This is a genomic window from Microbacterium sp. CH12i (assembly GCF_000685355.1).
Classification (GTDB): Bacteria; Actinomycetota; Actinomycetes; order Actinomycetales; family Microbacteriaceae; genus Microbacterium.
Window position 1 is genome coordinate 33,740 of record NZ_JHET01000002.1, and the last position, 23,453, is coordinate 57,192.

At 62.7% G+C, this 23,453-nt stretch carries 21 protein-coding genes and 3 pseudogenes; 14 read left to right on the forward strand and 10 right to left on the reverse strand.

What is annotated here, in order from left to right; genetic code table 11:
- Positions 1-23: 23 nt before the first annotated feature.
- The 4 genes and pseudogenes from DC31_RS01930 to DC31_RS17395 all read right to left on the reverse strand — a co-directional run.
- Positions 24-800: an enoyl-CoA hydratase-related protein gene (locus DC31_RS01930; protein WP_036276379.1), complete on the reverse strand. Its 777-nt coding sequence runs from the start codon at positions 798-800 to the stop codon at positions 24-26.
- Positions 801-813: 13 nt separating this feature from the next.
- On the reverse strand, positions 814-1,728 hold the full coding sequence (gene mmsB / locus DC31_RS01935) for a 3-hydroxyisobutyrate dehydrogenase (protein WP_036276382.1): 915 nt from the start codon (positions 1,726-1,728) through the stop codon (positions 814-816).
- 15 nt (positions 1,729-1,743) lie between these two features.
- On the reverse strand, positions 1,744-2,859 hold the full coding sequence (locus tag DC31_RS01940; protein ID WP_036276856.1) for a 3-hydroxyisobutyryl-CoA hydrolase: 1,116 nt from the start codon (positions 2,857-2,859) through the stop codon (positions 1,744-1,746).
- Positions 2,857-3,619 (reverse strand): annotated as a pseudogene (locus tag DC31_RS17395) (aldehyde dehydrogenase family protein); the annotation flags it as partial. The gene DC31_RS01940 and the pseudogene DC31_RS17395, both read right to left, overlap by 3 nt.
- A gap of 129 nt (positions 3,620-3,748) precedes the next feature.
- Between DC31_RS17395 and DC31_RS01950 the strand changes: the two are divergent.
- The 8 genes from DC31_RS01950 (at position 3,749) to DC31_RS01985 (ending at position 11,028) form a co-directional block, all read left to right on the forward strand.
- On the forward strand, positions 3,749-4,933 hold the full coding sequence (locus DC31_RS01950; protein ID WP_036276384.1) for an acetyl-CoA C-acyltransferase: 1,185 nt from the start codon (positions 3,749-3,751) through the stop codon (positions 4,931-4,933).
- Complete coding sequence (locus DC31_RS01955; protein ID WP_036276387.1) at positions 4,930-5,685, forward strand: SDR family NAD(P)-dependent oxidoreductase; 756 nt, start codon at positions 4,930-4,932, stop codon at positions 5,683-5,685. Before DC31_RS01950 ends, DC31_RS01955 begins: the two co-directional genes overlap by 4 nt.
- On the forward strand, positions 5,682-6,452 hold the full coding sequence (locus tag DC31_RS01960) for an enoyl-CoA hydratase/isomerase family protein (protein ID WP_036276391.1): 771 nt from the start codon (positions 5,682-5,684) through the stop codon (positions 6,450-6,452). Before DC31_RS01955 ends, DC31_RS01960 begins: the two co-directional genes overlap by 4 nt.
- Positions 6,453-6,540: 88 nt before the next feature.
- Positions 6,541-7,440: an HpcH/HpaI aldolase/citrate lyase family protein gene (locus tag DC31_RS01965; RefSeq protein WP_036276858.1), complete on the forward strand. Its 900-nt coding sequence runs from the start codon at positions 6,541-6,543 to the stop codon at positions 7,438-7,440.
- A gap of 159 nt (positions 7,441-7,599) precedes the next feature.
- Positions 7,600-8,247, forward strand: coding sequence for a GntR family transcriptional regulator (locus DC31_RS01970; RefSeq protein ID WP_051606321.1), 648 nt, complete (start codon positions 7,600-7,602; stop codon positions 8,245-8,247).
- A 97-nt stretch (positions 8,248-8,344) separates the two neighbouring features.
- A complete protein-coding gene (locus tag DC31_RS17400) occupies positions 8,345-9,313 on the forward strand; it encodes a flavin reductase (RefSeq protein ID WP_081813670.1) in 969 nt (322 codons plus the stop codon).
- Positions 9,314-9,362: 49 nt separating this feature from the next.
- Positions 9,363-10,385, forward strand: a complete 1,023-nt coding sequence (locus tag DC31_RS01980) for an LLM class flavin-dependent oxidoreductase (protein ID WP_036276393.1) — start codon at positions 9,363-9,365, stop codon at positions 10,383-10,385.
- The gene (locus DC31_RS01985; protein WP_081813672.1) at positions 10,378-11,028 is read left to right on the forward strand and encodes an enoyl-CoA hydratase/isomerase family protein; all 651 of its coding nucleotides are present in this window, start codon (positions 10,378-10,380) and stop codon (positions 11,026-11,028) included. Before DC31_RS01980 ends, DC31_RS01985 begins: the two co-directional genes overlap by 8 nt.
- Before the next feature lie 9 nt (positions 11,029-11,037).
- Here the strand turns inward: DC31_RS01985 and DC31_RS01990 are convergent, their stop codons facing one another.
- Positions 11,038-11,688, reverse strand: a complete 651-nt coding sequence (locus tag DC31_RS01990) for a TetR/AcrR family transcriptional regulator (RefSeq protein WP_036276398.1) — start codon at positions 11,686-11,688, stop codon at positions 11,038-11,040.
- Positions 11,688-12,467: a citryl-CoA lyase gene (locus DC31_RS01995; RefSeq protein WP_036276400.1), complete on the reverse strand. Its 780-nt coding sequence runs from the start codon at positions 12,465-12,467 to the stop codon at positions 11,688-11,690. The genes DC31_RS01990 and DC31_RS01995 overlap by 1 nt, the downstream gene beginning before the upstream one ends.
- Positions 12,468-12,557: 90 nt before the next feature.
- Here DC31_RS01995 and DC31_RS02000 point away from each other — a divergent pair, with 90 nt between their 5' ends.
- From DC31_RS02000 to DC31_RS02015, 4 genes are all read left to right on the forward strand, one after another.
- Positions 12,558-13,595: an HpcH/HpaI aldolase/citrate lyase family protein gene (locus DC31_RS02000; protein ID WP_036276403.1), complete on the forward strand. Its 1,038-nt coding sequence runs from the start codon at positions 12,558-12,560 to the stop codon at positions 13,593-13,595.
- Positions 13,596-13,709: 114 nt separating this feature from the next.
- Entirely contained in the window at positions 13,710-14,576 is an 867-nt protein-coding gene (locus DC31_RS02005; RefSeq protein WP_160173189.1) for an alpha/beta fold hydrolase, read from the forward strand.
- Positions 14,577-14,675: 99 nt separating this feature from the next.
- Entirely contained in the window at positions 14,676-15,641 is a 966-nt protein-coding gene (locus DC31_RS02010; RefSeq protein ID WP_051606322.1) for an amidohydrolase family protein, read from the forward strand.
- 76 nt (positions 15,642-15,717) lie between these two features.
- Complete coding sequence (locus tag DC31_RS02015; protein WP_051606323.1) at positions 15,718-16,428, forward strand: GntR family transcriptional regulator; 711 nt, start codon at positions 15,718-15,720, stop codon at positions 16,426-16,428.
- 2 nt (positions 16,429-16,430) lie between these two features.
- Here the strand turns inward: DC31_RS02015 and DC31_RS02020 are convergent, their stop codons facing one another.
- The 4 genes and pseudogenes from DC31_RS02020 to DC31_RS16750 form a co-directional block, all read right to left on the reverse strand.
- Complete coding sequence (locus DC31_RS02020) at positions 16,431-17,129, reverse strand: alpha/beta hydrolase (RefSeq protein WP_081813675.1); 699 nt, start codon at positions 17,127-17,129, stop codon at positions 16,431-16,433.
- The gene (locus DC31_RS16745; RefSeq protein WP_051606325.1) at positions 17,126-17,353 is read right to left on the reverse strand and encodes a hypothetical protein; all 228 of its coding nucleotides are present in this window, start codon (positions 17,351-17,353) and stop codon (positions 17,126-17,128) included. The genes DC31_RS02020 and DC31_RS16745 overlap by 4 nt, the downstream gene beginning before the upstream one ends.
- Position 17,354: 1 nt before the next feature.
- Positions 17,355-18,856: pseudogene (locus DC31_RS20435) on the reverse strand (aldehyde dehydrogenase family protein).
- Between the two features lie 7 nt (positions 18,857-18,863).
- Positions 18,864-20,002: pseudogene (locus DC31_RS16750) on the reverse strand (CaiB/BaiF CoA transferase family protein).
- A gap of 320 nt (positions 20,003-20,322) precedes the next feature.
- Between DC31_RS16750 and DC31_RS02035 the strand changes: the two are divergent.
- Both DC31_RS02035 and DC31_RS02040 read left to right on the forward strand, forming a co-directional pair.
- The gene (locus DC31_RS02035; protein ID WP_036276408.1) at positions 20,323-21,405 is read left to right on the forward strand and encodes a helix-turn-helix domain-containing protein; all 1,083 of its coding nucleotides are present in this window, start codon (positions 20,323-20,325) and stop codon (positions 21,403-21,405) included.
- Positions 21,406-21,560: 155 nt separating this feature from the next.
- Positions 21,561-23,354, forward strand: coding sequence for a flavin-containing monooxygenase (locus DC31_RS02040; protein WP_081813677.1), 1,794 nt, complete (start codon positions 21,561-21,563; stop codon positions 23,352-23,354).
- Positions 23,355-23,453 lie beyond the last annotated feature (99 nt).

The window sequence follows — 23,453 nt, forward strand, 5'->3', positions numbered from 1 at the left end:
CCTGTGGGGGCAGCGTCGATCACTCAACGGTGGCTGAAGTTCGGGGAGCGCTTGTCGCGGGACGCCGCCATCCCCTCGGACTGGTCGTCCAGCGCGAACGTCGCGGCGAATGCCTGCTTCTCGAATCGCAGCCCCTCGGCGAGACTCGTCTCCTCGTCGGCCTGCAGCGCCGCCTTGGCCGCGTAGACCACCGGAAGCGACTTCGATGCGATGGTCCCGGCGACCTTCTCCGCCTCTGCGAGCAGCTCGTCGGCCGGGATCACTCGCGACACCACGCCCGAACGCTCCGCCTCTTCGGCGCCCATCAGTCGGCCGGTGAGCACGAGTTCGGCAGCCTTGTACTTACCGATCGCCCGAGGAAGCCGCTGGGTGCCGCCGATGCCCGGGATGACGCCGAGGTTGATCTCCGGCTGATCGAACTTCGCGGTGTCAGCGGCGAGAATGATGTCCGCCATCATGGCGAGCTCGCACCCTCCGCCGAGCGCGAACCCCGCAACGGCGACGATCACCGGTGTGCGCAGCCGCCCGAAATCACCCCAGCTGGCGAAGGGATCGTCGAGGTACATGTCAATGTATCCCTTGTCGGCCATCTCCTTGATGTCGGCACCGGCGGCGAACGACTTAGCCGAGCCGGTGATGACGATGGCGCCGATCTCGGGGTCCGCGTCGAACACCTTGCCGGCGGTCACGATCTCCCGGATGAGGGTCGAGTTCAGCGCATTCAGCGCCTCCGGTCGGTTGAGCGTGATCCAGCCGACGCGGCCCTTGGTCTCGACGATGATCGTTTCGTATGCACCCATGGTCGTACTCCTGTCAGGCGTCTGTCGTCGCGCTCTGCGCGCGGATGGTGTTGATGATGCCGGAGAAGTCCTGGCGCGCGCCGTCGCCGTCGGCGTAGGCCCGGTAGATCTCGCGTGCATGCCGGCCCAGTTGGGCGTCGACGCCGGTCAGGTCGATGGCGGATTCCGCCAGGCCGAGATCCTTCGACATCAACGCTCCGGCGAATCCTGGTTCGTAGTTGTTGTTCGCGGGGCTCGTCGATACCGGCCCGGGGACGGGACAGTTGGTCGTCAATGCCCAGCACTGGCCAGACGCATTCGATGCCACATCGAACAGAGCCTGGTGTGAAAGTCCTAGACGCTCACCGAGCACGAAGGCTTCAGCGACCGCGATCTGCGAGATGCCGAGGATCATGTTGTTGCAGACCTTCGCTGCCTGGCCGAGGCCAGAGCCACCGCAGTGCACGATGCGTCCGCCCATGACCTCGAAAAGCGGCTGCAGCGTCGCGAAATCGTCGTCGCTGGCTCCGACCATGAACGCCAGGGTGCCCTTCTCCGCGCCGACCACTCCACCGGATACCGGGGCATCCGCCGCACGGTGCCCCGCGGCGACGGCCAGGTCGTGCGCCTGCCGCGCCTCGTCGACGGCGATCGTCGAGCAGTCGACGAAGAGCGTGTCCGGCTTGGCCGAGGCCAGCAGCCCGGCGGTGTCGCCTTCACCCGAGTAGGCGGAGATCACGTGCGCGCCGGTGGGGAGCATCGTGATCACGGTGTCGACGTCGCCGACCGCCGTGACAGCATCCGGGGCGATCTCGACACCGGCCGAGCGAGCGGCGTCGAGCGCTGCCGGGGCCGGGTCAAAGCCGATGACGCGGTGGCCGGCCTTCACGAGGTTCGCGGCCATGGGGCCGCCCATATGTCCCAGTCCGAGGAATGCGATGGTCGTCATGATCTCAACTCTCCTTCAAAGCGGCCGCCGCTGAGGCGAGGCCGAGTTCGTGGTCATCGCGAGTTCGTGGTCATCGGATAATGCGAAGAATCCGCTGACGGCGGCCGCATCGACATCACCCGCGGGATTCCAGCGGGGGTTGCGGTCCTTGTCGATGACCTGCGCTCGCACTCCTTCGGCGAAGTCGAGTGTCGCCAGCATGCGGCGGGACACCCGGTACTCCTGATCGAGTGCGTCTTCCAGTGAGCTGAGGCGTGCGGCGCGGCGCAGCGATTCGAGCGTCACGGCCAGGGCCGTCGGTGATTTGGCGATGATGGTGTCGGCTGCAGCGTCCGCCTCCGCCGCCCCCGCCGTACGTAGCCGGACGATCGCCTCATTGACGGAGTCCGCATCGAAGGCCGACTCGATCCAGGAGCGCGCAGCGCACAGTGACGCCTCTCCCGGGTCCTCCGCCAGCAGCATGACCGCCTCACCGGCATCCATCGTCCTAAGAGCGGTGAGCAGCTTCGTGACGTTCTCGGAACGGATATGCACATCGCTGAGGCCGACCTCGATCGCATCTGCCGCACCGATCGATCCCGCCGTCAGCGCGAGGAACGTGCCGAGCTGCGCGGGCGCGTGCGAGAGCAGCCAGGTGGCACCGACGTCGGGCACGAATCCGATACCGACCTCGGGCAGGCCCAGGCGCCCGCGCTCGGTCACCACACGATGCGAGGCGTGTGCGGAGATGCCGATACCGCCGCCGCCGCCGCCGCCGCCGCCGAGCACGATTCCGTCCTGGACGGCCACGATCGGCTTTGGAAATCGCGCGATCTCGGCGTACAGGTGGTATTCATCGAACCAGAACTGCGCGGCGGCGGTGCCGTCGCCGGAAGTCGCATCCTCGTACAGCGACACGATGTCGCCGCCGGCGCAGAGACCTCGGTCGCCGGCGCCGATGATCGCGACCGTGTCGATGGAGTCGTCGCTCGCCCAACGATCGAGCTCCGCACGTATCAGCTGCACCATCCGGTGCGTGAGTGCGTTGATCGCGCGAGGGCGATTCAGCGTCACGAGGCCGAGGGGGCCGCACTGCTCGAAGAGGACCTGTTCTTGTGGTTCCACTGGCACTGATTCCACGGGCGCGCTCATCCGGTGCTTCGCCCCGCCGAAGCACCGCGCGCGCTTGCCGTTCGCGGCAGCGGTCTCGTGGATGTACTGCGCGATCGGCGTCGAACCGACGAACCCGACAGCCTTGATGCGGTCGTCGTGCAGGATGGCGTCGACGGCTTCCTTGTCGCCGTTGACGACGTTCAGAACGCCCGCCGGGAGGCCGGCCTCGAGGAAGAGCTCGGCAATGCGCAGCGGGACAGAGGGGTCGCGCTCGCTCGGCTTGAGGATGAAGGAGTTGCCCGCAGCGAGCGCTGGGCCCATCTTCCACAGCGGGATCATCGCGGGGAAGTTGAACGGGGTGATCCCCGCCACAACACCGAGGGGCTGGCGCATCGAATAGACGTCGATGCCGGTACCCGCGCCCGTCGAGTACTCGCCCTTGAGAAGGTGCGAGGCCCCGGCTGCGAACTCGATGACCTCGACGCCGCGCTGAATGTCGCCCTTGGTCATCGACCGTCTTGCCATGTTCGCTCGAAAGCAACTCGGCGAGGCTCTGAGTGTCCTTCGCGATGAGGTCGAGGAACTTCAGCATCACCCGGGCGCGCTTCTGCGGGTTCGTGCCGCCCCAGGCGACCTGCGCCTCCTCGGCGTTGGCGATCGCGGCTGTTATCTCGGCATTGCTCGCCAGCGGAACTTTCGCCTGCACCTCTCCGGTACTCGGGTCGAACACGTCACTGAAGCGGTCCGACGTACCGGCGACGTGCTTGCCGCCGATGAAGTGGGTGAGTTCACGAGTCATTTCGAGAATCCCCCTCGGCGCGCCGACGAGGGCGCGTGTCCACTATAGTAGATGGAGTTCCTACTAATTACTAGGTCGACAAATAGCTCGAGTTGATCTCACGACTTTACGACGATCGAGGAGGATCGCATGACAAGTGTCATCGTGGCAGGCGCACGAACGCCGATCGGCAAGCTTTTGGGCGCATTCACATCGCTGACTGCGTCTGACCTGGGAGGACACGCGATCGAAGCGGCGATCTCCCGTGCGGGAGTGCAGTCCGCCGATCTCGAAGCCGTCTACTTCGGCAACGTCGTGCAGGCAGGGGTCGGCCCAAACCCCGCCCGACTTGCCGCTGCGGCCGGCGGCGTTCCGCTCACTGTCCCCGCGACCTCGATCAACAAGCTCTGCCTCTCCGGCCTGACCGCCCTCGGTCACGCCGATCTCGCTATACGCGGCGGAATGCTGAAGACCGCGCTGGCAGGCGGCACAGAGTCGATGACGAATGCGCCCCACCTGACCCACGTCCGTTCCGGAGTGAAATACGGCCCCGGTGCCCTTTCGGACGCGCTCGACCAGGACGCACTGATCTGCGGTCTCGAGCACCTCGTGATGGGCGCTGGCACCGAGCAGCACCAGGCATCGATGGGGATCGGCCGACAGGAACAGGATGACTTCGCCGCGCGCTCGCATCAACTGGCCTCTGCAGCAGCAGATGGCGGCATCTTCGATGACGAGATCGTGCCGATCGCTGTGCGAAGCAAGCGACAAGAGATCGACATCCGTCGAGACGAGGGAATACGTGCCGACACCACGTCAGAATCTCTCGCTTCCCTGCGCCCGGCCTTTGCTCCCGACGGGACGATCACCGCAGGCTCGGCCTCGCAGCTTTCAGATGGAGCGGCAGCGCTCGTGGTGATGGACAAAGCCGAAGCGCAACGGCGCGGGCTGTCGTGGATCGCCGAGATCGTCTCCTACGCGACAGTCGCGGGGCCGACACCCTCGCTCCTGCATCAACCGGCGCGCGCCATCGAGAAGGCAGCAGCCGTTGCAGGCGTGAGCGTCTCCGATCTCGACCTGCTCGAGATCAACGAGGCGTTCGCGAGCGTGGCGATCGCCTCGATGCGCGAACTGCAGGTCAACCCCGAGCGCGTCAATGTCAACGGCGGCGCGATCGCGCTGGGTCACCCGGTCGGGATGTCAGGCGCGCGCCTCGCCCTCACGCTCGCGCTCGCGCTGCGCAGACGAGGCGGGGGACTGGGAGTCGCCGCACTTTGCGGAGGCGGCGGTCAAGGAGATGCCATCATTCTTCGCGTCACGGAGGACAGCAAATGAACATCAATGGAATCAGCGCGCTCGTCACAGGAGCCGCATCAGGGCTCGGCGCGACAACTGCGAGCGCCTTGGCGGAGCGCGGCGCACAGGTGCTCGGCCTGGACCTTGCCGCGAGCATCGAGCGTGCCGGCACGGCACCTGCCAACGTGCGATACGTCGCCGCGGATGTCACCAGCGAAGAGCAGGTGAGTCATGCTCTCACGATGATCACCGATGCTCCACTGCGGCTCGTCGTCAACTGCGCCGGCATCGCGCCCGCCCGGCGCATCCTGTCATCACGCGGCCCCCACGACCTCGCCACGTTCCAACGAACCATCGACATCAACCTGGTCGGGACGTTCAATGTCCTTCGCCTGGCGGCCGAGGTGATCGCCAAGACCGAGCCGGACGAGGGCGGACAGCGCGGACTCATCGTGAACACCGCCTCTGTCGCCGCCTATGAGGGGCAGATCGGGCAGATCGCTTACGCCGCCTCCAAGGGTGGAGTGGTGGCGATGACGATCGCCGCCGCACGAGACCTCGCCCGTTACGGCATCCGCGTGGACACGATCGCACCCGGCATCCTCGACACGCCGATGCTGTCCTCACTCGGAGAAGAGGTCAACGCATCACTCGCTGCGACGGTGCCCTTCCCCCACCGGCTCGGACGACCTGCGGAATACGCACAGCTGGTCATGATGCTCGCCGAGCACGACTACATCAACGGTGAGACCGTACGGCTGGACGGCGCACTCCGGATGGCTCCGCAGTGACCGGGCTCATCGTCTCGGTCGAGGAGACGATCACCCACATACGGCTGGCGCGGCCAGACGATGGCAACGCTCTCGATCTCGAACTCGCGGCGGCATTCGAGGACGCAGTTTCCACCGCGAGATCAGACGGAACAAGCGTTATAACCTTAACAGCGAACGGGCCGCTCTTCTGCGGGGGTGGCGACGTCGCGGCAATGTGCGGTGCCCCCGATCCGGCCGCCTACACATATGAGCTCGCCAGCAGTCTTCACAGAGCACTGCTAGCCCTCGCCGAATCAGGCGTGATTGTGGTCGCTGCCGTCCAAGGCGCAGCAGCCGGAGCAGGGTTCGGGATCGTTCTTAACGCCGACTATGTCGTCGCCGCCGAGAACGCGACCTTCCTGACGGCATACTCCGCGCTTGGCGTGAGCCCGGACGGCGGCACGACCCATCTGCTCCCCCACGTCGTCGGTACGAGGCGTGCAGCGGCGCTCGCTCTTGCAGGCCGCCGACTGGATGCACGCACTGCACTGGAGTGGGGCGTCGTCAACGACGTGGTCGCGCCGGATGCCCTCACTGAAGCCGCAGCATCAATGGCCCGATCGATCGCACGCACGCCCGCTGCTGCACTCGCGGCGACCAAACGACTGCTGAACGCCGCGTGGATCCAAGGGTACGGTGAGCACCTCGCCCAGGAGGCAGAGTCCATCGCGAGACTCATGGCGACCGAAGAGTCCCGCGCACTCCAGCATGCTTTCTTGGCGCGGCGCCGCCCTGCCGTCAAATGATGATCGAGGGAGAATGTATGTGTAGGTCGAGGTCTCTCTCCCGCACCAAGTGCACCACGAACGAGGAGTAATGATGAACGAGCGACCGATGCGCGTGCGCCGTAGTTGCCTCACGGTCCCCGGCAGCAGCATTCGCATGCTTGAGAAATCTGCTTCCCTCCCCGTCGACGAGGTGATACTTGACCTTGAGGACTCGGTGGCGCCCTCAGCCAAGGCTGAGGCCCGTGTGAATATACTGACTGCGCTAAGACAGCACGATTGGGGTCAGAAGACTGTGGTGGTGCGCATCAACCACATCGACTCACCATGGTTCGCTGAGGATCTCGAAGTGGTGGGCGCCGCAGCTGAGCTCTGGGATGCGGTGATGCTGCCGAAGGTCTCCAAACGCTCCTATGTCGAATCGGTTGATAGCGCATTGTCTGAATTCGAACGACGAGTCGGCACCCCCGTAGGTCAGATCGGAATGGAGCTGCAGATCGAAGATCCCCTCGGACTGCAGCGCGTCGACGATCTCATCGCCTCCTCTTCGCGGGTCGAGACGGTTGTCTACGGACCTGGCGACTTCATGGCTGCGATGCAACTGCCGTCACTCACGATCGGAGCGGCTGCAGGTGCTGCGCAACTCGTCGTCGATGCCGCACTCGTACAGCTGGCCTTCGCGGCGCGACGGAATGGCATCCAGGTTATCGACGGCCCCTATGCAGTCATCGGCGACGACGAGGGCCTCGACCGCGCGGCATCAAGAGTCGCCGGAATGGGCTTCGACGGAAAATGGGTTGTGCACCCGTCGCAGATCGAGACCTGCAACCGCGTGTTCACACCCGACGAGCAGTTGTATGAGCGAGCCAAGGCGCTTCTGGATGCTTACGATAAGAGCCAGAAAGAATCTGGAGCTGGAGCCGCCACGTTTGGCGGAGAGATGATCGACGAAGCAACCCGAAAGATGGCAGAGATGACGGTGCAACGAAGGCTTCGCGCGATCGGCTGAAGCCCGCCGCAGCCACCGCGCCCGTTGATCTGCGAGAATGTAGCATCTGAAATATTCTTCGGGGGCACAACGATGACTGACCTAAGCGCACTCGCCAACAACGGGATCGGAAGCTTGTGGGTAAAGCCTCACGATCGTGCACGGTCGGTCGATTTTGGCATGACCGCCCGTGATCGGGTCGCCCGAGAACTCCGGCATCGGGTCCTATTGGGTTCACTCAAAGCAGGAGATCGGCTCGACCTGGATGCACTCGCCGAGGAGTTCGGCACGAGCCGGACGCCAATCCGCGAGGCGACGCTCGAGCTTGCCAACGACAACCTGGTGAAACTGGCACCTCGCAGCGGTATCACGGTGCTAGGCATCACCGCATCAGATCTCCTCGACAACTTCGAGATCATGGCGGATCTTGCGGGAATGGCGGCGGGCTGGGCGGCTATCCGAGCCACTGCTGAGGACGTGGACCGCATTCGAACCCGCTGCGACGCGGTGGTCTCGGCATCCGAAACCGGCAGCGACGTCGCACTGGCGAACTTCGAGTTCCACCGGAGCGTCAATCAAGCGAGTCATTCGTCCCGCGTGATGGCACTGATCGCTCAGACCGCGCGGCTGTTTCCCGAGCGATTCTCCGATGTGGTCCCCGACCAGGTGCCATGCAGTCTCCGCGAGCATGCCGAGTTGGTTGACGCCATCATCGATCGCGACCGAGCGAGAGCACAGCATCTGATGGTGAATCACTTCCAGGACGCGGCCGTCCGCCTACGCGGCCACCTCCACGTCGAAGACGATCCACTGATCCCCGCTCAATAAATTACCGCCGGACTCTTCGCGGCAGCGCCCGATTTCGATCTGCCGGAAAACCTGATATATTACATACAACATTTCCACGAAGGGGTTAGGAGCTCTCATGGACGAGGAATCCACGATCGATGTCACCACGCTGACACCACGCACTGTTGCGGTCATCAGCGCGTTGGAAAGGTCCTGGGGGCAAGGCAACGTCGACGCCCTCGATGCCGTACTTGCCCCCTCGTACGTCCGACGCGGACGCCGATCGCGTCAATCGAAGGAAGAGCTGAAGTCATCGATACTCGACATGCGCAGGGCTTTCCCGGATCTCGACATGCGAGTCACTCGAGTCGTCGAAGGCGAGAATGACCTCGCTCTGTATTGGACGAGCAGCGGCACGCTCCACGACGAATATTTGGGCTTGCCACCCACCGGACGGCAATATTCCGTTTCCGGCGCGACCTTCTCCCACTTCGAGGGTGACCGAATCGTCGAGGAGAATGTCATCTACGATCGTCGGGGAAAGTACTCCTCGCTCGGAGTTCCGCTCAGCGGCAGTTCGACCGTCGAAGAGCCCAATGCCAAGACGGCCGTCGGCATAGATGTGCTGCGGTCTATGCATCGGAAGATGGTGACCGGCGTGACGGTCGTCGCCGTCGATTCTGACGGAGAACCTCGCGGTCTCGCGGTCAATGCATTCTCCAGCGTCTCTCTCGAGCCGCCCCTCATCCTGGTCTGCGTTCAGAAGTCCAGCTCGACGTACTCGCATCTGATCGCTGCAAGTCACTTCTCCGTCAGCGTACTCGCCGCAGATCAACTGAACGTCGCAAAGGTCTTCGCGACAAAGCAGGAGCGAAAGTTCGACCAGGTGGCATGGCATCACGGCGAGCACGGTGTGCCGCTCATCGACGGCGCGGCCGCAGCGATGGAACTTGAGCTCCAAGACACCTTGCACGCGTCGACGCACACAATCTTCATCGGACGAGTTCGCCGCATCACGACCACGGATGCCGCGCCCTTGGTCTACACGAATGGCGCGTTCTTTGACGGTGCGCAGCTCATCGAGGCGAGCGAATCACCCGCGTGACGCCGCTTCTCATTCCCCACCAACACACTTCAGATTAGGAGACATAGCAGTGTCCAAGCTCGAGATTTATAGTTACCTCACACCGACAACGTTCGGGCAGTCGCTCGACGAGATCCAAGCGGGCTCGGCGGCGATCAGTGGCCTTGACCGCGCGCTGATCGGTTACCACAGCTTCGGCCCAGATAACATCGTGCTCGCCGCGCTCGTGCTCGCCGCTAACCCAGAGCTGAACGTCCTCATCGCCCATCGCCCAGGCGTGATCGAGCCGCCCGTGGCAGCCCGCATGATCAGCACGCTCAGCCGCGTCTCAGATGGTCGCGTCGATCTTCACGTGCTTGCCGGTGGGGCACCCGGCGATCAGCTGCGAGAGGGCGACTACGTCGCACACGATGATCGCTACCGGCGTGCCACCGAGTACGTGGAAGCGTTGCAGCAGATCTGGGCCGCCGAGGCACCCACCTCGCACAGCGGCGAGTTCTACAAGTTCGAGGACACCCGCCCAAACGAGATGAAGCCCGAAGAAGTTCGCATTCATATGGGCGGTGCCAGCGGTGCGGGCCTGGAGTTTGGTGCGGCGAAGGCCGATGTATACATGCTGTGGGGCGAGCCGCTGGAAGAAGTGCGCGCGCGGATCGAGGAGATTTCTGCAAAAGCCTCCGGATACGGACGTCCGACCCCACGCATCAGTCTGAGCCTGCGACTGTACCTCGGCGAAACCGAGGAGGAGGCGTGGTCTCTGGCCAGGTCTGAGCCCGCTTACCAAAAGTTCATCGAGCGGGGCGCTGAAGTATCGACGCGCGCGCATGCCGAAGACGCAGGCCGCAACCGTCAGCTCAAGGTGGCGCAGCAGGGTGAGGTGCACGACGATTGCCTATGGACGGGGCTAGTCGCGGCCATGAACGGGCTGGGGAATGCATCCGCGCTGGTCGGCACAGAGGATCGCGTCATGGAATCATTGCGCGCATACCGCAAGCTTGGCGTCGACACATTCTTGATCTCCGGCAAGGGCGGAGACTGGGACCAGTCGCTGGCACCGCTCGCGACCGGATGCGCCGTGAGCTGGCATGACTAAGACGCCAGAGCTGATCAGAATCACTCCGTCGACGGCAGGAGCGACACGGCTGACGTTGGCTCGCGTACCGCGCCGGAATGCGGTGAACAAACAGCTGGCCGATGAGGTTTCGGCCGCCGTGGCGATGCTTGGCGAAGAAGGAGTTCGTGTCGCGATCCTCGACGCGGAAGGTCCCGCGTTCTGCGCCGGAGCGGATCTCGATGACCTTGTCGCAGGCGGGGCAGCCGTCGAACAGATCGTCGAGACGCTGAGCGGGACTCCCATCCATTGGACCGCGGTTGTGAACGGAGCTGTGCGTGGTGCGGGCCTGAGCATTCTTGCGGCGTGCTCCCGCGTGATCGTCACACCAGATTCCACATTCGGATTGCCGGAGATCAGCCGAGGATTCTTTCCTGCGGACCTCATCGGCGAACTGGCATCGATCGTCGGCGCGCGCCGCGCATTCAATCTTGCATTCCGGGGGGCACCGATCTCCGCGGAGACGGCACTGTCAATGGGGCTAGTCTCAGATGTCGTGGGGGTAGATGAGCTTGAAAGTTTCGTGGAAAGCTCATCCGCCGACCTTCTCGCGGTAGAACCGTCGGCGCTTCGACACGGCGTCGAACTCTGGCAGTCTCACGCACGGTCCGCCGCGACCCTCTGAGTCTGTCATCTAGCTGTGGCCGGCGGCGCCCTCGTCGAGGGCCGCACCGGCCACAGGGCTGAGCGCACGTACCGCGAGCGCTGCGTGGTGGGCGGCGACCTCTTCCCGTCGGTATGGGCCATCCGAACGGAACCAGCGGATAGTGGCGTTCGCCATCGACAACAACGCCCGTGCAGTGAGGGCAGCGTCATCGACAACTACCCCGCCGTGAGCGTGAGCGGATTCGATGAGCCGCACCAGAGCGCCCTCGTAGCTTCGGCGCTCGGCTGCGAGGACCTCCCACCACGCGTCCACCGTCCGCACCACTTCCAGTTCCAGCAAGTACAGCGCCGATACGGCATTGTGAGTCAACACGAAGGACACGTGCCTTTCGACGAATAGGCGCACGGCCTCCAGCTCGCTGAGAGTGTCCAGGCCAGAATCGTCGAGGACGTGACGGTGAAGACGTTGATGGTTACGCAGCACGACTTCGAAGAGCAACTCCTCCTTCGAGGAGACATAGTAATAGAGGCTGCCCTTCAGGATGCCAACGGAATCAGCGATCTCCTGAGTCGTCGTTGCAGAGAACCCCTTCGTGGCGAAAAGGTTCTCCGCCGCTTCCAGGATGCTCTCGCGCCGCCGTCGCGCTTTCGGGCCTGCGACACGTTGACTTTCGATCATCACGCCGGCTGCGGCCCCGTGTATTCGACCTGATCTGCTGGGGCATGCCTCCACCGGTTGCCCTGTTCCAGCTCTTCGACGATGTGCGCGGTGAGCCCGAGAGACCGAGCCGCGACGACGATGCCCCTGATTGACAGCCAGGGGAATCCGAGATCGAGGAGAATCGCGGCGAGGGCGCCAGTGACGTTCGCCCGGCGCAGAGGTGCACGGCCGGTCGCGCGATGAAGAGACTCTCCGAGCGCCTCTAACGTCTGGCAGTACGCGCCGGAAACCCCAAGCTTTTCCGCAAGGTTCAAAAGCTGGATCGCACGCGGGTCACCGTCAGTGTGCTGTGGGTGACCGAAGCCGGGGATCTGCTGCCGCTGCGCCCGCCTGTCAGCGACGAATTCGTCACACAGTTGTGCCACCCGGTCGGCGCCCTTTCCATCAGCGGCTTCCATGATCGATGACAGTATTTTGCCCACTTCCTCACCTGTGCCACCGTGCCAGTCTGCGATGCTGACCATCGCGCCAGCGAGACTCGCCTGAACGGGTGTTCCGCACGATGCGAGGGTCCGAGCAACGATAGAGGTCGGCGAAATACCATGATCGGCCAACGTCACAAGTATCGCATCGAGCATCGCCCGCTCGACGTCAGTCGCACGGTTCCCTCGGATCAGCAGGAACGCCATTTCCGCGTATGTTACGGAGCCGACGAGATCACTGAGCCGTTCACCGCGGATGATGACGTCATCCGTGGTGACCTGCGAAATGCTCGTGCGCCATGTCATATCCGTCATCGTGCTCTCCATTCTTGGGGATGCCGGAGGACATCACCAATTTTTTGACCAACGTTTGAATAATCGACGATACACCTCTAAAGTGAAGCCATGCGTAGCCCCAGAGACTTCTTTCGCCCCTTGGCCATCGGCGCTCCAGATCCGCTTTACGTGATCGAGCCCATCGCCTCTCGTATGATCCATTTCTTTGACCCCTCCAATCCGCGGATGGTCGCCAAGATGCCCAGCATCGCACCGACTGTCGATGTGCTGTTGGGCAATCTAGAGGACGCGATCGAGATCGATCGGAAGGTGGATGCTCGTCGAGGGCTGATCGACTTCGCACGCTCCAACGACCTCGGTGCCACTTCGCTGTGGGTTCGCGTGAACGCGCTTGACTCGCCGTGGAACCTCGACGACCTGACCGAGATCGTGAGTGAGGTCGGTGACCGGATTGACGTGATCATGCTGCCCAAGGTCCAGGGTGCCGAAGACATCCAATACGCAGATCGTCTGATCGCACAGCTTGAGGCTCGCGCACGAGTTCAGCGCCCGATTCTTCTCCACGCGATCTTGGAGACAGCTCGCGGAGTCGCCAATGTGGAGGAAATCTGCATCGCCAGCCCCCGCCTCCAGGGCGTCTCGCTCGGACCGGCAGACCTCGCCGCCGACCGAGAGATGAAGACGACGAACGTGGGTGGTGGACACCCCGGCTATCTCGTGCGTGCAGATCCAGAGAATCGGGCCTATGCAGCACCGAGGCAGACGGCACAACAGGACCTGTGGCACTACACCGTCGCACGAATGGTGGACGCCTGCAGACTCGCCGGTATCCAGCCCTACTACGGCCCCTTCGGCGACATCGATGATGTCGTTGCGTGTGAGGACCAGTTCCGCAACGCCTACATCATGGGCTGCGTAGGAGCCTGGTCTCTGCACCCAAAGCAGATCGAGGTCGCTCGCAAGGTTTTCACCCCCGACGCTGCACAGGTCGCCTGGGCGCGCCGCGTCGTCGACACCCTCACTGACGGGGCTGGGGCATTCATGGTCGACGGCAAGATGCAGGATGACGCCTCCTACAAGCAATGCCAGAAGATCCTCCGCTATGCGGAACTCGTCGAAGAACGGGACAAGCTCGTCGCCTCGTGAGCTAAGAGTCCACTCCACCCTTGTGCGAACCGTCGACGTCTGCTTGCATGTATCCTACTGTCGACTGTCGTCGACGGTAGGATACTCAAGCTGATCAATGAGGAGATGCTGACAATGCCAGAAATCACACACCACCAACGGACCATCAATGGGTTCCGCATGCACTACGTCACCGCCGGATCGGGCTACCCACTCGTGCTACTGCACGGGTGGCCCCAGAGCTGGTACGAATGGCGCCACATCATTCCAGCGCTCGCCGAGAAGTACACCGTCATCGTTCCTGACCTGCGGGGCTTGGGAGACTCGGAGAAGCCGCAGTCGGGCTTCGACAAGCGCACGATGGCTAGCGACGTAGCCGAGCTGGTCGCACAACTCGGCTACGACAAGGTCGGTGTCGTCGGACACGACTGGGGCGGCTCTGTGGCGTTCTATCTCGCCTACGACAATCGTGATCTCGTCGAGCGGCTATTCATCCTCGACATGATTCCGGGGCTGATCAAGGAAGGCGATTCGTTCCCGCTTCCGACAACACTGTTCATCAATCACATCTTCTTCCATGGTGGGAACCCTGACAATGCGACAGCGCTCGTGAGTCAGAATGTCGATCAGTACATCCGGCGTTTCCTGACCTCGCTCGACTTCAACTACAGCCCAGCGGTGTTCTCCGACGCGGATATCGCCGAGTACGTGCGGGTCAACTCCATCCCCGGATCAATCCGCTCCGGCTTCCAGTGGTATGCAACTGGGCTGCGCGAAGACACCGTCAACTACAAGAATGCGACACAGAAGCTGACCATCCCGGTGCTCGCCTACGGCGGCTCGCACTTCCTCGGAGACATCACCCCCATCTGGGAGGATGTCGCCGAAAACGTCTCAGGCGGTGCGGTGGAGAACTGCGGCCACTTCGTCCCGGAGGAGAAGCCCGAATTCGTCATCGAAAAGGCGCTGGAGTTCTTCGAACCGCTTTCACAGTCCGCATAAGAGCAGTGGGGGTGGGTGGGCATCACTATCGTGGGTGCCCACCCACCTCCACCTCAAACAACAACGGACGAGATTTGTCCACCACTCAAAGGAATTACCATGACGGCGATGTCACCGCTCACACCCCAGGTCGCCCCTGTGATCGATGCTTTCTTGCACACACCGTGGCTGGGCGGCGACGATCCGCTCGATCCGCGCGGCGACGTCGTCGACTGGAGGGGAGACACACGCCTCCAACGCGTGATGCGTACCTTCAGTCACACCGACCCTGAGGGCAGACCCGTGCCCTCACTGACGGTCGAGGAGATCCTGTCCGCGATGGATGAAAGCGGGGTGAGCAAGGCTCTACTTCCCGCCAAGGTCTATTACGCGGCGACGGATCGCGGCGTGCGCGCGGTGCACCGAGAACTCGCCGCACTTGCAGACGCATCCGGCGGACGTTTGAAGGGTGTCGCAACCATCCCACCGCCGGAGCTCGGGCCCGGAACGTACTGGGATGTCATGCAGACCGTACGAACGATCAAACATGCCAAGCACGAATACGGCTTCGTAGGCGTTCACCTCACGCCGTCTCCATGGGGGATGCCACCGAATCACAAGTGGTTCTATCCGGTGTACGCAGCGTGCGTTGAGCTCGACCTCGCGGTCTTCGTGCACGTGGGAACCCCGGGGCCGCTCTGGCCGATGGAGCACCACAATCCGATCCATCTCGACGAAGTGGCTCTCGCATTCCCCGAGCTGCGCATCATCGCTCACCACATCGGAGACCCCTGGACAGATATATCCGTCCGGCTCGCGGCACGGCATCCGAATGTCTACATCTGCACATCAGCTTGGTCTCCAAAGCGATATCCCACGGAGCTGATGGAGTTCATGCAGGGAAGGTGGCACGGCACCGCAGGCTCAAACAAGGTCATCTTCGCCTCGGACTTCCCCCTGCTCGACATGGAGCGGGCAATTCGGGATGCACGTGCGTTGCCGTTGAACGAAGAACAGCTACGCAGCGTTCTCCATGACAATGCAGAGAGGCTTTTTTGGCCCGAGTCGCCATCGATCCGCCCATGACATAGAGCAACATGAGGATACGGTAGGTACCGCGGTTCCTGCCGCAGCGACGACGAGCAGACGACTGAGGGACAACGTGAACGCACAGAACACCGAGGGAAGCGCTGGCAAACGCGATCGCGACGGAAGTCCGCGATCGATCTACGAGAAGTTGCGTGCACGAATCGTCGACGGCCAAATCACTCCGGGAGCACAGCTCGTCGAGGGAAGCCTGGCAACCGAGTTCGGAGTGAGTAGGAGCCCGATCCGCGAGGCCCTGGGGCAGCTGACCTACGAGGGGCTCCTCGAACGACATGGGCGAGTCATGCGAGTGCGAGTGCTCAAGGCCGAAGACGTCCTTGAACTCTACGAGGTGCGGATCGCTCTGGAGCGCGCGGCAGCGCGGGCAGCTACTGAGAGACGCACAGATCTTGACCTGGGACGTCTCACGACATTGGTGGGCGATATGACTAATCTTCCCGAAGATCAGTCCGAGCGTCGCCCCAAGCTCGCACATGCGTTCCATTTCGAAATCTGGCGCGCCAGCCACAACGCCACGCTGGAGTCGACGCTGGAGTCGGTGCACCTCAAAGTGCTTGGCCTGTCGTCAACGACCCTCCACTACTCCGAGCGCTGGTCAGTCTTCGTTGAAGAGTGCATCGAGATCCTCGATGCCGTTCGCAACAGGGACATTGAACGAGCTGGCGCCGCTGCTGAGCGACAGATGACGAGCGCGCGGGACTTCCGCATTCAGCTCTACAGCCTCCGACCGGACTCGCTACCAGATCGTCACCCACTGGGGATGTGAGGTTACTGCGCGCTGAGCGCCGCCTGGACGTCTTCAGCGATATCAGCGATCGCGCCGCGGGCGACGTCCAGGTGGTTGTGCAGGCGCAGGAAACCGTGAGTCACGCCTGCGTATTCGCGAAGTGTCGTTGGGACTCCCGCCGCCTCTAATCGAGCAGCGTAGGCGACCCCGTCGTCGCGAAGGACGTCTGCCTCGGCAACCATAATTGTCGTCGGCGGCAGCATCGACAGGTCCGCCGCGCGCAACGGCGAGACATCCTCATGCTGATAATGGCCCGGCGCGACGTACTGCGCGAAGAACCATTCCATATCCTTGCGGGTCAATGGCAGCCCCGCTGCGAATGACAGATAGCTTGCGCGCTGAAAGTCCGAATCCGCGACAGGGTAGATGAGTATTTCCAGCGCGAGCTGCACGGTGTCTGCTAGGCGCCGGGCCGCAACGGTCACCAGATTCGCGCCGGCACTATCGCCTGCACCAATGAGTGGCCCATCGATGCCGAGAAGGCCCTCGACAGAGACTGCACTCCAGGCCAACACGTCCTCGACGTCTTCGAGCCCGGCAGGGAACGGATGCTCTGGCGCCAGCCGATACTCGGGCAGCAGCACTGCGCATCCCGTGTTGAACGCGATCTCACGACCGAGGGCGTCGAAATCATCAATCGACCCGACGACCCATCCGCCACCATGGACGTAGACGATCAGCCTCGTGGCGAAGTCAGCGGGATGAGCAGACGTGACCGCACTCCCCCGCTCCGGGTCGGCACCTCGATGTCACGCACGCTGACCATGTCACGACCAGCCCCGAGGGCAGCACGGGCCCTCAACACGATATTGCGAGCATCCTCGGGTGTTCCCGCAGAGAGCCCGGGCGCTCCGCGAGAACCTTCAAGCAACTTCTCAACGAAGGGGTGCAGTTTCACCATCATCTCATTCCTTGCCGAGATCGACCCAGACGGCCTTGGTGGAAAGATACTCCTCCACGTGCTCGATCCCACCCTCTTTGCCATATCCACTCATCTTGCTACCGCCGAATGGCACCGCAGGATCAAGCGCATGATACGTGTTGACCCAAACCGTCCCCGCACGCAGGCGATGTGCGACGCGGTGTGCTCTGCCGACGTTTGTCGTGAACACCCCGGCCGACAGGCCATAGGGAGTCGCATTCGCCCGTCGTACTGCGTCATCCACATCAGTGAACCGCATCGCGGATATGACCGGCCCGAAGATCTCCTCACGAACCATCTTCATGTCGTCACGCGCATCTGCGAAGACGGTGGGAGCAACAAAGAACCCATCCGCGAGTGCGCCATCGCTGAGTCGCGTTGCTCCAGCCACCGCGCGCGCGCCCTCCGAGATCCCGCTCTCAATATACGAGGTGACCTTGTCGAGCTGCCGCTCGCTGACGACAGGACCGATCTCTGTGGCGGGATCAGCGCCGTCGCCCACGCGCAACCCCGCGGCATACACACCAAGACGTTCAACGAATTCGTCGTGAATCGAATCTTCCACAAAGAGTCTCGAACCCGCGATACAGATCTGCCCGGAGTTCGCGAAAGCGGCAAGTCCGACACGGGAGACGGTCTCATCGAGGTCAGCATCGGCGAACACGATGATCGGAGACTTTCCGCCGAGTTCAAGCGATACGCGCTTCACGTTGCCTGCCGAGCGCGCAGGATGCTCTGCCCCGTTGTCGTTGAGCCGGTGAATGCGATCTTATCGACGCCGTCGTGCTCAGCGAGCGGCGCCCCGGCCTCGGGACCATTGCCCGTGACGACGTTGACGACACCGGCGGGAACGCCCGCCTCATCCATGATTCGCGCAATCAGCAGCGCGCTCAGCGGAGCCTCTTCAGAGGGCTTCAGGACGATCGTGCAGCCCGTCGCGAGTGCGGGACCGATCTTCCACACGGATGCCGCAATAGGCGCGTTCCACGGGATGATCGCACCAACAACGCCCACGGGTTCTTTTCGCGTGTAGCTGAGGTACTCACCCGGCAGCGAGCTGTCGATGGTGCGCCCGTCCAGTGTGGTCGCGAGTCCTGCGTAGTAACGCAGCATGCCTGTTACCCGGCCGCGATCAGCTCTCGCTCGGCTGATCGGCTTACCCATGTCGAGCGTGTCGCACAGGCTGAGATCGTCCCAGTACTTGTCGAACAGGTCTGCAATCGTCAGCAGAAGCCGCTGACGCTCGGCGGGACGGAACCGGCTCCATGGGCCGTCGAATGCCCGCCGCGCCGCAGCGACAGCGAGATCGATGTCTGCCGCGCTCCCGCGTGGAACAGTCGCCAGGACCTCACCTGTTGCGGGGTTCCTCGAAGCAAAGACTTCGCCGGTGACAGAGTCCGTCCATCTCCCATCGATGAACATCTGATGGTGACGTCCGTCTAGTGCGAGGAAATCTGACGACGTGTTGGCTTGGATGGTGTTCATCGGTTCATCACTCCTTGCTGCGAGATTTCGTTAGGGACTCGTCTTCGAGTACAGCGTCTATAGCGGCGTCGTCGTACCCAATCTCCTCGAGGACCTGACGCGTGTGCTGTCCCAGGTCGGGAGGAGAGTCGTGGCGATACGAGCGGGTTCCGTTATAGGAGATGGGATGATCCACCAGTCGAAGATCCTCGATATCGCTGTGCGGCCAGGGGCGGATCATGCCCAGTGCCTTGACGTGGGGGTCGGCGACAACCTGGTCGATCGTGCGCACACCCGAGCACGGCAGACCCTCGGCGCGCAGCAACCGTTCCCACTCCACCGCATCGCGCTGAAGCAGGACCTGCCCCAGTATCTCACTCAGCTCGTCCCTCTTCGCGACTCGATGGGCGTTCGTTCGGTAGTCAGGATCATCTGCGAGAGTGGGAATGCCGAGAGCTTCGCACAGGCGGCGAAAGAGGCGGTCGTTGAGCGCGGCGATGTAAATGTAGCCATCTCGAGTCGCGAACCCCTGATATGGCGCCATCTGTCCGTGCCGTGACCCCTGCGGGGTGGGCACCTGTCCGCTGGCGAAGTAGTTGGAGGTGAAATACCCCATCCAGGCGAGCCCTGTCTCCATAAGACTCGTCTGCACGTGCTGCGCCTCGCCGGTTGCGTCGCGCTGACGCAGTGCCGCGAGCACCCCTAGGGCTGCCCACATGCCCGTCCCCTGATCAACGATCGACGGACCGACGCGACTGGGCATGCCTTCGGGCTCGCCATTGATGCTCATGACGCCGGATGCCGCCTGCACGATCGTGTCATATCCGGGCCGGTCACGGTCCGGCCCCCAACCACCGAAGCCACTGATCGAGCAGTAGACGATGCTTGGATTGATCTCGCGGACGCAGCGAACCCGAGGCCACGCTTATCGAGGCTTCCGGTTCGGTTAGACTCCACGATCACATCGGCTCGAGCCGCCAGGTCTCGAATCGCTTGAGCACCCGCATCCGAGTCAATATCCGCGACGACGCTCTCTTTGTTGCGATTGAGAGCGAGAAAGAGTGCGCTGTGATCTCCCCACGTCGGCGGCGTCCACTGCCTCGTGTCGTCGCCGAAGCCCGGACGTTCGACTTTGATCACACGGGCACCCAGGTCTCCGAGGACCATCGTGCTGTAAGGGCCGGCGAGATTTCGCGTCAGGTCCAGAACCGTGACTCCCGAGAGTGGTGCGATCACGTGTGGCTCCTCTGCCGATGGGCGAAACTTTGAACCTGGAGCAGCAACGCTGCGAGCACCATGTCCTCATTGACGGTCGATTTTGCTTATGACTCAACACTCTAGCATCATGTCGACCTTTGTCGACAGTAGTCGACCGTATATTGACAGTGTGCGCTTATGACCGGTGAGCGCCTGGCGGACACGTCGACGCCTGTCGACCGCAGTGTACAATAAATGCAGGTCTATTCAATGCTGAACGGAGGTCATCGGTGATCGCCTTCGAGCGTCAGCGCGTCGAAACACTCGATTTCTTCGACGACCTGGTGGAGCGACAGGTCTCGATAGATGAGCTGCTCGTGAACGCTGCAGCATTCGCGAATACCACCGTCGGTATCATCCTCCCCGATGCGACTCAGCGCTCAAGCAGGCGAACCGACGACGCGCTCCGACCCAACCCGCCGGAACACGCCACCCGCCTGCAGAACGCGCACGGACAGATCGTCTGGCTCGACGATGCGGATAAACGATACGAAGACGCCGGGTTCTTTCTTCGCCGATTCGCGCTCGCAGCGCAGATGCTCTCCCAGGAGCCGCCTCCTCGCGACTTTTCTCGGGTTCCCCCCTTAGAGATACTGATTCGCACAGGCACCTCCGAGCCGCTTCTGCTGGAGTCGCTGAAACGCCTGCGCGTACGCCCGGATGAAACCATCCGTGTGCAGATCTGTGAGGGCAATCTCGATAAGTGGAGCGCCTTCATCGCATCACAGACACACCGTCGCCTCGTCGCGCGTGCGAGCCTGCAGACCCTCAACGTCACACTCTGGGTTGTCGAACCGGATGAGACCTACACTCCGATCGCACCACCGGCTGAGGTCGTGGCGGCGGAAAGCGAGATCTACCAAGCCCGCAACGTCAGCTTGGCGTTCGAGAACGCGCGCTCCGCGCTGCGATTCGCATCGATCGCATCACTTACAGTCGAGCAGAAGGGCACGCTGGTCCGCCACGAGGACCTCGGCCCCTTCGCATCCCTCGCCTCTCTCAACCGCGCGGCCATCGACGCGGTTTCCGATGTTCAACGGCTCGACGAACTGGTACAGAAACATGGACCAGTTGTCCTGACCGTCCTCGAGGCATATGCGTCAAGCGAATCGCAACGAAAGGCTGCGGTGAGACTTCACCTCCACCACAACTCAATCTCCTACTGGGTGAAACGTGCGGAACGCAGCCTGGAGTTCGACGTCGGCGCGGTGGCTCAACGATCACGGCTGCTTCTCTCCGTGATCCTGTACCGACTACGGGATACTGCCGCCACCACACGTGCCAGCAGTACTGGTGCAGATATCCGACTATGAGGCCCAAGGTCTCCAAATGGCGAACAAGTCACCACAATGTCTGTCCAGGTGACCGACGAACAGCACAACGATGCGCGACGATACTTGGCTGAGGCTCCCGTCTTGTTGACGAGATTCTCAAGAATTCCAGCACACCGCGATGAAGGGGTAGGAATATGGAAGAGAACACGCGCTACGACGCGCTGATCATCGGCGCAGGGTTCGCGGGCATGCATCTCGTGCACAAGCTGCGCGACGAGCTCGGACTCAACGTCCGCGTCTTCGAGCGCGGAACGGGCGTGGGAGGAACGTGGTTCTGGAACCGCTACCCGGGAGCGCGATGCGATGTCGAATCGGTCTTCTACAGCTACTCATTCGATGAAGGGCTGCAGCAGGACTGGGACTGGAGCGAACGCTACCCCGCCCAGGAGGAGATCCTGCGCTACGCGAATCACGTCGCCGACCGTTTTCACCTCCGCGAAGCCATAGAGTTCGAGACCTCGGTCACCGAAGCGGTGTTCGACGACGCGGACAACAGCTGGACGGTCAAGACCGATCGCGGCACGACCGCGACGGCGCCGTTCCTGATCTCCGCGGTCGGGTGCCTCTCTGTTCCACTGACACCGTCCTTCCCCGGGCTCGACGACTTCGAGGGGGACGTCCATCACACTGGAGCGTGGCCGACCGAGAAAGTCGATTTCAGCGGCAAGCGCGTCGGCGTGATCGGCACAGGATCATCCGGCATCCAGATCATTCCCGAGATCGCGAAGCAGGCGGCTCATCTGACGGTCTTCCAGCGAACGGCGACCTTCACCGTACCGGCCCGCAACAGACCGCTGACCGAAGACGAGCGCATACAGACGAAGAGTCTCTATCCTGACATCCGCCAGGCAGCGCGCTATTCGGGCACCGGGCATCTGCTCGAGCAGCCGATCGGATCGGGACAGGAAGCCGATCGCACCCAGGCCAGGGTCGAGCTGGAGCGGCGCTGGTGGCGCGGCGGCATCACCGTGCCCACGACGTTCAACGACACGACTGTGAACCTCGACTCGAATGAGTTCATCTCCGAATTCGTGCGCGAGAAGATTCGCTCGATCGTGAAGGATCCTGCTGTCGCCCGGCTGCTCGAGCCGCATGACTATCCGATCGGCACCAAGCGCATCGTGCTGGATGCAGGCTACTACGACACATTCAACCGTGAGAACGTCACACTCGTCGGTGTGCGTGATCAACCGATCCAGCGGATCACGGCTCGAGGTGTGGTCGTCGGCGGCGTCGAGTATGAACTCGATGCGCTCGTTCTCGCGACGGGTTACGACGCCATGACCGGGGCGCTGCGAAAGATTGACATCCGCGGATTGGCCGGAGAGAAGCTGGTCGACAAGTGGGCAGAGGGCCCAAAGACGTACCTGGGGCTCGCCACGCACGGTTTCCCGAACCTGCTCACCGTCACTGGCCCAGGCAGCCCCTCCGTGCTGTCGAACATGTTCATCTCCATCGAGCAGCACGTGGAATGGATCGGCGACTACATCGCCTATTTGCGCGGTGAGGGTATCCGGCGCACAGAGGCCTCCGCCGAAGCCGAGCAGAACTGGGTCGAACACGTCAATGAGCTGGCCAACCGAACGCTGCTGCCGAAGGCGGCTTCCTGGTACATGGGTGCCAATGTGCCAGGCAAGCCCCGTGTGTTCATGCCCTACCTGGGCGGCGTGGGCAAGTATCGCCGCATCTGCGACGAGGTCGCAGACAACGGTACATGGGCTTCGTGCATGATTCGAGCGAGCCGACGCCCGTGGGCGACCTTTCGCTCGTCAGTCCTCGCGTGGAGGAAGTCGTGCTCAGCAGAGGGTGATGGATGTGCGAGGAGGGCGGCCGGGCCGGATCATCGGATCCGGCCCGGTGCCGGTGCCGGTGCCGGGCCGGTGCCGGTGCCGGTGCCGGTGCCGGTGCCGGTGCCGGTGCCGAATTAATCTCGCACTGTTCGCGAGCGCGCCCGGGATATGCAGAGTGTTGCGAAATGGGACATCGCGCTCGATCCATACCCTCCAAGAATGAAGTTGACACGCAAA

Coding starts and splice junctions, on each gene's coding strand:
- DC31_RS01930 (WP_036276379.1), bottom strand. CDS start 800: ATGGGTGCATACGAAACGATCATCGTCGAGACCAAGGGCCGCGTCGGC.
- mmsB (WP_036276382.1), bottom strand. CDS start 1,728: ATGACGACCATCGCATTCCTCGGACTGGGACATATGGGCGGCCCCATG.
- DC31_RS01940 (WP_036276856.1), bottom strand. CDS start 2,859: ATGAGCGCGCCCGTGGAATCAGTGCCAGTGGAACCACAAGAACAGGTC.
- DC31_RS01950 (WP_036276384.1), top strand. CDS start 3,749: ATGACAAGTGTCATCGTGGCAGGCGCACGAACGCCGATCGGCAAGCTT.
- DC31_RS01955 (WP_036276387.1), top strand. CDS start 4,930: ATGAACATCAATGGAATCAGCGCGCTCGTCACAGGAGCCGCATCAGGG.
- DC31_RS01965 (WP_036276858.1), top strand. CDS start 6,541: ATGCGCGTGCGCCGTAGTTGCCTCACGGTCCCCGGCAGCAGCATTCGC.
- DC31_RS01970 (WP_051606321.1), top strand. CDS start 7,600: ATGACCGCCCGTGATCGGGTCGCCCGAGAACTCCGGCATCGGGTCCTA.
- DC31_RS17400 (WP_081813670.1), top strand. CDS start 8,345: ATGGACGAGGAATCCACGATCGATGTCACCACGCTGACACCACGCACT.
- DC31_RS01985 (WP_081813672.1), top strand. CDS start 10,378: ATGACTAAGACGCCAGAGCTGATCAGAATCACTCCGTCGACGGCAGGA.
- DC31_RS01990 (WP_036276398.1), bottom strand. CDS start 11,688: ATGATCGAAAGTCAACGTGTCGCAGGCCCGAAAGCGCGACGGCGGCGC.
- DC31_RS01995 (WP_036276400.1), bottom strand. CDS start 12,467: ATGACGGATATGACATGGCGCACGAGCATTTCGCAGGTCACCACGGAT.
- DC31_RS02000 (WP_036276403.1), top strand. CDS start 12,558: ATGCGTAGCCCCAGAGACTTCTTTCGCCCCTTGGCCATCGGCGCTCCA.
- DC31_RS02005 (WP_160173189.1), top strand. CDS start 13,710: ATGCCAGAAATCACACACCACCAACGGACCATCAATGGGTTCCGCATG.
- DC31_RS02010 (WP_051606322.1), top strand. CDS start 14,676: ATGACGGCGATGTCACCGCTCACACCCCAGGTCGCCCCTGTGATCGAT.
- DC31_RS16745 (WP_051606325.1), bottom strand. CDS start 17,353: ATGATGGTGAAACTGCACCCCTTCGTTGAGAAGTTGCTTGAAGGTTCT.
- DC31_RS02040 (WP_081813677.1), top strand. CDS start 21,561: ATGGAAGAGAACACGCGCTACGACGCGCTGATCATCGGCGCAGGGTTC.